The sequence below is a fragment of the Pseudoclavibacter sp. RFBG4 genome, from assembly GCF_002931515.1.
In the GTDB taxonomy this organism is placed as follows: domain Bacteria; phylum Actinomycetota; class Actinomycetes; order Actinomycetales; family Microbacteriaceae; genus Pseudoclavibacter.
Genome location: NZ_PSYC01000041.1, coordinates 1 through 8,795, shown reverse-complemented (window position 1 = coordinate 8,795; position 8,795 = coordinate 1). Strand labels below are relative to the sequence as shown.

7 protein-coding genes are annotated in these 8,795 nt (G+C 71.2%); 1 reads left to right on the top strand and 6 read right to left on the bottom strand.

Features of this window, described 5'->3' with window-relative positions; genetic code table 11:
* Positions 1 to 96: 96 nt before the first annotated feature.
* The 6 genes from C5E10_RS15520 to C5E10_RS15495 form a co-directional block, all read right to left on the bottom strand.
* Positions 97 to 1,404 (bottom strand): M20 family metallo-hydrolase, encoded by a 1,308-nt coding sequence (locus C5E10_RS15520; RefSeq protein ID WP_104332395.1) that lies wholly within the window; start codon positions 1,402 to 1,404, stop codon positions 97 to 99.
* A complete protein-coding gene (locus tag C5E10_RS15515; protein ID WP_104332394.1) occupies positions 1,394 to 2,512 on the bottom strand; it encodes a DUF917 family protein in 1,119 nt (372 codons plus the stop codon). The genes C5E10_RS15520 and C5E10_RS15515 overlap by 11 nt, the downstream gene beginning before the upstream one ends.
* Positions 2,505 to 4,373: a urocanate hydratase gene (locus C5E10_RS15510; protein ID WP_219820379.1), complete on the bottom strand. Its 1,869-nt coding sequence runs from the start codon at positions 4,371 to 4,373 to the stop codon at positions 2,505 to 2,507. The genes C5E10_RS15515 and C5E10_RS15510 overlap by 8 nt, the downstream gene beginning before the upstream one ends.
* The gene (locus C5E10_RS15505; protein ID WP_104332392.1) at positions 4,366 to 5,208 is read right to left on the bottom strand and encodes an IclR family transcriptional regulator; all 843 of its coding nucleotides are present in this window, start codon (positions 5,206 to 5,208) and stop codon (positions 4,366 to 4,368) included. Before C5E10_RS15505 ends, C5E10_RS15510 begins: the two co-directional genes overlap by 8 nt.
* Positions 5,209 to 5,210: 2 nt before the next feature.
* Positions 5,211 to 6,599 carry a dihydroorotase family protein gene (locus C5E10_RS15500; protein ID WP_104332391.1) on the bottom strand — a complete coding sequence of 463 codons (1,389 nt, stop codon included), beginning with the start codon at positions 6,597 to 6,599 and terminating at the stop codon, positions 5,211 to 5,213.
* A 354-nt stretch (positions 6,600 to 6,953) separates the two neighbouring features.
* The gene (locus C5E10_RS15495; protein WP_104332390.1) at positions 6,954 to 7,427 is read right to left on the bottom strand and encodes an Lrp/AsnC family transcriptional regulator; all 474 of its coding nucleotides are present in this window, start codon (positions 7,425 to 7,427) and stop codon (positions 6,954 to 6,956) included.
* A 150-nt stretch (positions 7,428 to 7,577) separates the two neighbouring features.
* Here C5E10_RS15495 and ald point away from each other — a divergent pair, with 150 nt between their 5' ends.
* Positions 7,578 to 8,699 (top strand): alanine dehydrogenase, encoded by a 1,122-nt coding sequence (gene ald / locus C5E10_RS15490; RefSeq protein WP_104332389.1) that lies wholly within the window; start codon positions 7,578 to 7,580, stop codon positions 8,697 to 8,699.
* Positions 8,700 to 8,795: the final 96 nt, after the last annotated feature.

Below are 8,795 nucleotides of genomic sequence, written 5' to 3'. Positions count from 1 at the left end.
GGGCAGACGGGCAGGACGGGCGGGCAGGCAGCGCCGGGCAACCGGGGCCGGGCAGGAGGTCGGCGTCGCGGCGGGTGCCCGGCGCGACGCGGGTGCTCAGCTCGCGGCGAGGGGGCGCTCGCTGCGGTCGGCGGCGACGAGCGCCGTCGCGAGCACGTGGATGCCGACCGCGATGTCGTCGGCCTCGGTGAACTCCTCGGGCACGTGGCTGCGCCCGCCGACCGATGGCACGAAGATCATGCCCATGGGGCCGAGGTGCGCGAGGTGCGCCGCGTCGTGGCCCGCGCCGGACGGCACGGCCTCCCACGTGTAGCCGAGCGCGTCCGCGGCGTCGCCAAGGAGGCGCTGCACGTCGGGGTCGGCCGCGACCGGGTCCTGGTCGTTGAGCCACTCGATGGCGGTCTCGACGCCGCGGAGCGCGGCGGCCGCAGCGATGTCCTCGGCGACGCGACGCTTCGCGCCGTGCAGCCACGACGCATCCACGCTGCGCATCTCCGCCCAGATGCGCGCCTCGTCTGGAACGATGTTGAAGGAGCCAGGCGACGACTCGATCCGGCCCGTCGTCGATACGCCGTGGATGGGGGCCCCGCACGCCTCTCGCTCGATCGTGAGGATCGCCTCGGCGGCCGCGATGAGCGCGTCGTGCCTGCCCTGCATGGGCATGGTGCCCGCGTGGTCGGCTCGGCCCGAGAACGCGGCCATGAGGCGTTCGATGCCCGCGATCGCCGTCACGACGCCGATCTGCTTGCCGCTGCGTTCGAGCTGCGGCCCCTGCTCGATGTGCAGCTCGAGGTAGGCGTGCAGGGAGCCGGGTGCCCAGGCCTGGCCGAGGGCGCCGCCCGTGTCGAGGCCGAACCCCGTCATGGCGTCGCCGAGCCGAAGCGCCGTGTCGCCGTTCGTGCGCTCGAGGTGCTCGGGGAGGAGCAGCCCCGCGATGGAGCGCGAGCCGATGCAGGAGACGCCGAACGAGTTCGCCTCCTCGCCGAGGAAGTCGACGACGTACAGGTCGCGTGCGAGCGTGATGCCCGCCTCGCGCAGGCGCCGAGCGACCTCGATGCCGCCGAGCACGCCCACGATGCCGTCGTAGCGTCCGCCCGCGTGCACGGTGTCGGTGTGCGAACCGGTCATGAGGGGCTTCAGCGACGAGTTCGCGCCGCGCAGCACCCCGACGACGTTGCCCGCCGGGTCGATGTGCGCGTCGAGACCGGATGCGCGCATCCGGTCGCGCACCCATTCGCGCCCCGCACGGTACGCATCGGAGAACACCCGACGGGAGAACCCTGGCTCTGCGCTCTCGATGAGGCCGGCGAGCTCGGTCAGGTCGGCGAGCACCCGCTGCTGGTCTGGACGCAGCCGCGACGGGTCGACGGGGCCGAGCAGCGCATCCGCGGTGTCAGCCGACATAGCCGGCCGTTCCGCCGACGAGTCCCGAGTCGCGGTACTTCAGGAAGTCGATGCCCATGATCTGCTCGATCTCGGCGAGCCCGGACTCGTCGATCGCCGACGACGACACCGGCAGCGCGGAGGCCGGCACCGACACGAGCACAACCTCCTGCCCCTCGGCGGCATCCTTCACCGCGACCGCCTCTCCGAGCTTCGGATCGAGGAGGATGATCGTGTCCGGGTAGGTCGCGATGCGCTCCCCGCCCGACTCGATGGCCATGTACTCGTTGAGGTACGGCACCGTGAAGTCGCCGATGCGGAAGGTGCCGTGGTCCCAGCCTCCGTGTGTGTCGGTCGGCACCTCGAGGCCGAGCGGCCCGCGCGAGACGACCGTGCCGCCGAGGCGTTCGACGACTGCCTGCACGAACGCCTCCTGCTTGCCGGCGCCGCGCTTCCGGAGCGCCGCCGCCATGTCCCTGCCGAGGTCGAGGGCGAGCGAGATGGAACCATGCGCGGCGTGCTCGCGCACGTAGCTCAGCTCGACCGGGTTGCGGGCTGCGGCGATGAATCCGCCCGTGCGCACCGAGATGTCGCGCAGCACGTCGTCGCACGTGTTGATCGTGCCCCGGTTCACGGAGAGGAAGTGGCCGTGGAGGGCGCGGTTGCCGCCCGACACGACCTGCGTCGCCACGTAGCCTTCTCGCTCGGCGAGGCCGAGCGAACCGAGCTTGCCCGTCGGGTGCGCGCGCACGTCTCCGGCCGCATCCAGCACCTTGACGCCGAGCACGGACGACTGGATCCAGCCGTTCAGGGTCGTCGAGTAGCCATTCTGGGCGGTCATGACGGCCGAGATGGGCACCTCAGTCGCCCTGATGAGCTCCTGCAGGGCGTGCACGTAGTCGACGGGGCGGATCTCCCAGTTCTTCGCGGCTGGCGCGCCGATCGCGGTGACCGTCGCCACCCAGCTGTCCTCCGGGAGCTCGTCGATGCTCGCAAGGACCGGCCTGTTGAGCTCGGTCGCCATGCGGCCCATGAGCTCGCCGTGGTGCTTCCACCCGCCGCCGCCGCACGCGAGCACACCGCCTCCGAGCACTCCGTGGACGGCGTCTTCCTGGGTCAGTTCACGCACGGGCGTTCCCTTCGGGGTCGGTGGGGGTGGATGCCGTCGGCTCTGCGGTCTCTCCTGCGGCCGGCACGGCGGCCGCGGAGACGCCGCGCGCGGCGAGCCCGAGGGCGGCGATGGGGGCGTCGCCCGTCTCGCCGTTCCGCGCGATGGCCGACGCGGCCTCCTCGTAGCCGGCGGAGGCGTGGCGGATGACGCCGAGCCCCGTGTCGAGGTCGAGGGCCAGGCGGAGGCGTTCGAGGGTCTCCGGTTTGCCGTCGGCGACGATGGAGACACCGGCGGACTGCATCCACCCGGTGTAGCCGCCGCCACCCGAATGGATCGCGACGAGGTCGGCCCCGGCGGTGGAGAGCAGCATGGCGTCGAGGAGCGGCCAGTCGGTGACGCCGTCGGAGCCGTCTCGCATGCCCTCGGTGCCGATGCGCGGATGGGTCATGCCGGCGGAGTCGAGGTGGTCGCGGCTGAAGAGCACGGGAGCCGTGAGCCGGCCGTCGGCGACGAGCTCGTTCGCGGCCTGCGCGAGGCGCGAGCGTTCGCCGTGCCCGAGCCAGCAGGACCGCGCGGGGAGGCCCTGCTGCGGCACGTGGACGCCCGCGAGCGCGAGCCACTCGGCGACCTCGGGCCGGTCTGGGAAGAGCGAGGATGCGAGCGCATCCATGGTCAGCTGGTCTTCGACGTCGCCGGACAGGCACACCCAGCGGAAGGGGCCGATGCCGCGCGCGAAGAGCGGCCGAAGATAGGCCTCCATGAAGCCGGGGATGCGGTTGACCCGCTCGGTCTCGCTCTCGCCGAGGTGCTCGAGCGCCTTCACCCGAAGGTTGTTGCCGTTCTCGAAGGCGATGGATCCGCGTTCCTGCAGCGTGAGCATGGCCTCGACCTGCTTGGCCATGGAGGCGCGTGCCAGGGCCTCGACGCGTTCCGGCTCGGACACACGGGCGGCGATCCACTCGTCGAGCGTGTACTCGAGGGGCACGTAGCCGTAGCGCGCGTCGTGCGCGGCGGTCTGGTCGGTGACGATGTCCGGGGTCACGCCGCGCGCGGCGAGCTCCGCGAAGACGGCCGCCGCGTTGGCGCGGAGCGCGACGGCGGCGGGGATGCCCTCGGCACGTGCCGCCTCGAGCAGCGCCAGCGCGTCGTCGAGCGAGGGCGCGAGGACGTCGACGCCGCCCACCGCGAGCGCCCGGTCGATCTTCACCTCGTCGACCTCCACGGTCAGCGACGACAGGCCGAGGATGCGCGCCGAGATGGGCTGGGCTGAGCCCATGCCGCCGAGCCCGGCCGTGAGCATCCACCGGCCCTCCGCCCGCGCGTCGTAGTGCTGGACCAGCACCTCGCGGAGGAGCTCGTACGTGCCCTGCAGCACGCCCTGCCTTCCGATGTACTGCCAGGCGGCGGCCGTCAGCCCGCCCCAGATGGTCTGCCCGGCCCGATACCGCTCGTAGAAGCGGTCGCTGGTCGCCCAGTTGCCGACGGTGTTGTTGACGGCGGAGAGCACCATGGGCGAGTCGCGCTTCGTCGACATGACGCCGACCGCGGCGCCCGTCTGCAGGATCAGCGTCTCGGCCTCGTCGAGTTCGAGCAGCGAGTTCACGATGCGGCAGGCCTCGTCCCAGTTGCGGGCGGCCTTGCCGAGCGACGCGTAGACGATGAGCTCCGCCGCGTTCTCGCCAACCTCGAGCACGTTCTCGAACATGCGAAGCAGGCCCTCGGCCCGCCAGTTCCTCGCGCGCAGCTTCGTGCCGCGCTGCGCGGTGATCGGCTGCGTTCCACGCGCGAGGATGGGGCTCGCGAGCGGCCCGGACACGGGCGGCGCGGACTCCTCGAAGGCGGGGGACGGGGCTGCGGGGTTCGCGGCGATTTCAGGCACTCTGGTCGCTCCAGACTTCGAGGTCGACGTTCGACGGCAGTTTCGCGGCGAGCTCTGCAGCTCCCTGCTTGAGGAGCGCGACGCGCTCATCCAGTACCCCAGTCTGCCGCTCGTCACCGACAAGAGACAGGGAGCACAGCACTCGGCCGCCCGCGAAGACGGGCACCCCGATGCCGACCATGCCAGGGGTGATCTGCCCGTAGGAGACGGCGTGCCCCTCGGCGCGCACCTGCCGCAGGTACGGCTCGATCATCTCCGGGCTCATCGTCGCGGTCGTGTACGCGCGGAGGCCGCCGGAGAGCAGCTCGCGCACGACCTTCTTCGGCGCGTACGCGAGCAGGGGCAGGGCCGTCGCCCCCGCGTAGAGGCTGCGCACCTTCCCGCGGCCGAAGGGGATGCGGTGCTGCGGATGCGCGTACGACACCTCCAGGCACACGGCCGTGATGTGCACGCGCACGGCGAGGATCGCCGTCATGCCGGTGAGCTCCCTGAGGCGGCGCAGAACGGGCGCCGCGTAGCGCACGAGGTGCGGGGAGGCGTCGTCGCTCTCCGCGAGGCGGCTCGACGGCATGAGGTAGCCGTCGATCTCGATCGCGAAGCCCGCGTCTCGAAGCACGGTCACGTAGCGGTACACGGTCGACAGCGGCATCCCGAGTTCGCTGCTGATCTCCGAGATCTTGAGCCGCCCTCGGCCTTGGATGAGCTGCAGGATCTCAAGGCCCCGGTGCAGCGACTTGTACGCGGCTCCCCCGGTCCCCCCGGACCCGCCGGAGGCAGCCGCTCCCCCCGATATGGGCCGTCCGTTCGGGTCCGCCTTCGGTCGCAGATCGCTCATGGTCAGACCAGCACCTCTCCCCGACCCGCGCGCGCCAGGAGCCCAGCGGTGTCGGAGTAGACGAGCTCGCCGCGCGAGAAGGTGTGCGTCACACTGCCGCCGGGCGACATGCCCTCGTATGGCGTCCAGCCGGCGTTCGAGAGCATCCGGTCGAGTTCGATGGATGCGTCCCCCGGCGTGAACACGACGATGTCGGCGTCCTTGCCGACCTCGAGCGCCCCCTTGCGAGCGTCGAGACCGTACCGGCGCGCTGGGCTGATCGTGAGCGCATCCACCGCCTGCGCCAGGAGCGTGCCGGACGGATCACGACGCAGCGCGCCGCCCAGCGTCGCGGCGACGAGCGTCTGCACACCCGGCGCGCCCGAGCTGTTGTCGAGCATGACGTCGTGGTCCTTCAGCTCTCTCGACCACGGGGCGTGGTCCGAGCTGACCACGCTCACCAGACCCCTGCCGAGGCGATCCCACAGCCCGTCGCGGGCCTTCGCGTCCCGCAACGGCGGGTTGATCTTCAGGCGCCCCCGCTGCGTCTCGAGGTCGTCCTGGGTGAAGGTCAGGTAGTGCGGGCAGGTCTCGAGCGTGACGTCGGCGCCCTGCGTCCGGTACCAGTCGACCAGGTCGACGCTGCGGGGAAGCGACAGGTGGCAGACGTGCAGCCTGGCCCCAGTGTCGGCGGCGACCTCGAGTGCCGTCAGCACACCCAGCGTCTCCGAGACGGGCGGGCGAGAACGTGAGTGCGACTGCGGGTCGGTGCTGCCCGCCGCTCGCTCCTCGCTGAGGAGCGCCTGGATGATCTCGTTGTTCTCGGCGTGCGTGCACAGGGTGCGTCCCGCGTCCCGAACCGCGGCCATGACGCTCAGCAGCTCGCGGTCGTCGATGCGAGGAAAGCGCGTCTCGTGCGTGTGGAACAGCGACACCTTGAAGCCCGCGGCACCCGCCTCGGCGAGCTCGCCGGCCGCGCGCCAGCCACCGCCGGGGGCGAGCGTGCCGAGGAGCGCCACGTCGATGTGCGCCTCATCGTTCGCGAGGTCCTGCTTCGCCCGGAGCCTGTCGAGGCTGTTGATGGGGCCGGTGCCGTCATAGGGCATCTCGACGATCGTCGTCACGCCGCCGGCCGCGGCGGCCCTCGTCGCCGCGGCGATGCCCTCGCCGCCGTGCGAGAGGGAATGCACGTGCGCATCCACCACCCCGGGCAGCACGTAGGCGTCGCCGACGTCGACGATGCGGGCGCCAGCGGGTGCCGGGGTGCGGGAGCGGCCCGATTGCACCGCGACGATGCGCGGCCCCGCCGCCCACACCTCGCCTGGCCCCCAGACGCCGCGCGGGTCTCGGATCCTGCCGCGCACGATGAGGGTCGCGACGAGGTCGTCCTGCGCCTGCGCTGCTGGATCCATGCACACAGAATAAGAACGTCTCGGCGGTTTCGGCTACTGCGTTCTCAGATCACGGGATGAGGTGCGGGTGCCGTTGCGGGTGCCGGAGCGGGCTGGTCAGCGCTGCTCAGGGTCAGCGTTGGGTCGGCGTGGAGATGAAGGGGCCCTGTGGGTCGGGCGCACTCCGGCTACGCAGACCTCGGCCTTGCGCAGGCCTGCGCACCGCCGCACCTGCACATCCCCGAGGTCTGCGAGGGGTACGGCCCCGTACGCTCGCAGACCTGGGGTCTCTGCAGGTCGCCACCTCCGTGAATCCGCCAAGGACCGACGTCTTGCCGTGTGGCACGCACGACGCGGCACGCACGACGCGGTAGCTCAGCGGATGCGGTGGTGGTCGAAGACGATGCTCGTTCGAGTGGAGGCGACGGCAGGGTGCGTCGACAGGTTCGCCACCACGAACTCCCGCGCGTCGTTCGAATCGCGGACGGCGACGTGCACGATGAAGTCCTCCGAGCCGCCGAGGAAGAAGATCTGCACGACCTCGGGCAGCGCACGCATCTCCTCCGCGAAGTGCGCGAGCTCCTGACGCTGCCCCGAGCGGATGTTGACGCTGATGAGCGCCTGCAGCGCGAGGCCCAGCTGCGGCAGGCCCACATCCGCCGTGAACCTCGTGATGATGCCGCGATCGACGAGCGAGCGCACACGCGCGATGCACGTCGACTGGGCGATACCGACCGCGGTCGCGAGCTGCGTGTTCGACTGCCGTGAGTTGGCCTGCAGCAGCTCGACGAGACGGCGGTCGACATCGTCGAGCACTCCGCCGTCGACGGCCCGTAGTTCCTTCGGCATATCACCCACGCGCGTGCCTCCTTATCGAAGTTTTGCACCGATTCTCCCTCACATGCCGATGTTTCTTCGGCGTTCAACGTATTCGAAACACGTTCTGCGCATGATTGCCGGAGAGAAGCACCGAACGAGCACGAACACAAAGGGGTAATCATGCGCATCGGGGTCCCGACGGAGATCAAGAACAACGAGAACCGCGTGGCCATCACGCCCGCCGGGGTCCACGAGCTGGAGCGCCACGGCCACCAGGTCTTCATCGAGGCGGGCGCCGGCCTCGGCTCGGCGATCGCCGACACCGCCTACGAGGCGGCGGGTGCGCGCATCCTCGCGACCGCAGACGAGGTCTGGTCGACGGCCGAGCTGCTGCTCAAGGTGAAGGAACCCATCGCCGCCGAGTACCGCCACATGCGCCCCGAGCTGGTGCTCTTCACCTACCTGCACCTCGCCGCCGACCGCGCGCAGACGGAGGCGCTCGCGAACGCCGGTACGACCGCCATCGCGTACGAGACGGTGCAGCTCCCGAACCGCTCCCTGCCGCTGCTCACGCCCATGAGCGAGGTCGCCGGCCGCCTCGCCACCCAGGTCGGCGCCTACCACCTCATGAAGGCCGCTGGCGGACGCGGCCTGCTGCTCGGCGGCGTGCCCGGCACCCCGAAGGCGAAGGTCGTCGTCATCGGCGGCGGTGTCGCCGGGGAGCACGCCGCCGCGAACGCCGTCGGTATGGGCGCGGACGTCACCATCATCGACCTGAACATCCCGCGCCTGCGGGAGCTCGAGGTGCAGTTCCAGGGCAAGATCCAGACGCGGGCATCGTCGGCGTACGAGATCGCTGCGCAGCTCGCCGAGGCCGATCTGGTCGTCGGCTCCGTCCTCATCCCGGGCGCCGCCGCCCCGAAGCTCGTCACGGACACGATGGTGGCGGGCATGAAGAAGGGCTCGGTGCTCGTCGACATCGCGATCGACCAGGGCGGATGCTTCGAGGGCTCCCACCCCACGACGCATGATGACCCGACGTTCGCCGTGCACAACTCGATCTACTACTGCGTCGCCAACATGCCGGGTGCCGTGCCGGAGACCTCGACGCGCGCCCTCACGAACGCGACGCTCCCGTACGTGACCGCCATCGCCGACAAGGGCTGGAAGCGGGCCATGCGGGAGGACAGTGCCCTCGCGCTCGGCCTCAACGTGCACGGCGGGCACGTCACCAACCGAGGTGTCGCCACGGCGCTCGGCCTCGCTTACCGCCCGGTCGAAGAGGTCCTCGCCGCCGAGTAGTTCGGTCCCCGGTGCCGCGCCGTCCCGCGCCCACACCCACGCCCCGCGCACCCCTACGCCCACGCCCCGCGCGCGCCCACGCCCACGCCCACGCCC

Coding starts and splice junctions, on each gene's coding strand:
- C5E10_RS15505 (WP_104332392.1), bottom strand. CDS start 5,208: ATGAGCGATCTGCGACCGAAGGCGGACCCGAACGGACGGCCCATATCG.
- C5E10_RS15520 (WP_104332395.1), bottom strand. CDS start 1,404: ATGTCGGCTGACACCGCGGATGCGCTGCTCGGCCCCGTCGACCCGTCG.
- C5E10_RS15500 (WP_104332391.1), bottom strand. CDS start 6,599: ATGGATCCAGCAGCGCAGGCGCAGGACGACCTCGTCGCGACCCTCATC.
- ald (WP_104332389.1), top strand. CDS start 7,578: ATGCGCATCGGGGTCCCGACGGAGATCAAGAACAACGAGAACCGCGTG.
- C5E10_RS15495 (WP_104332390.1), bottom strand. CDS start 7,427: ATGCCGAAGGAACTACGGGCCGTCGACGGCGGAGTGCTCGACGATGTC.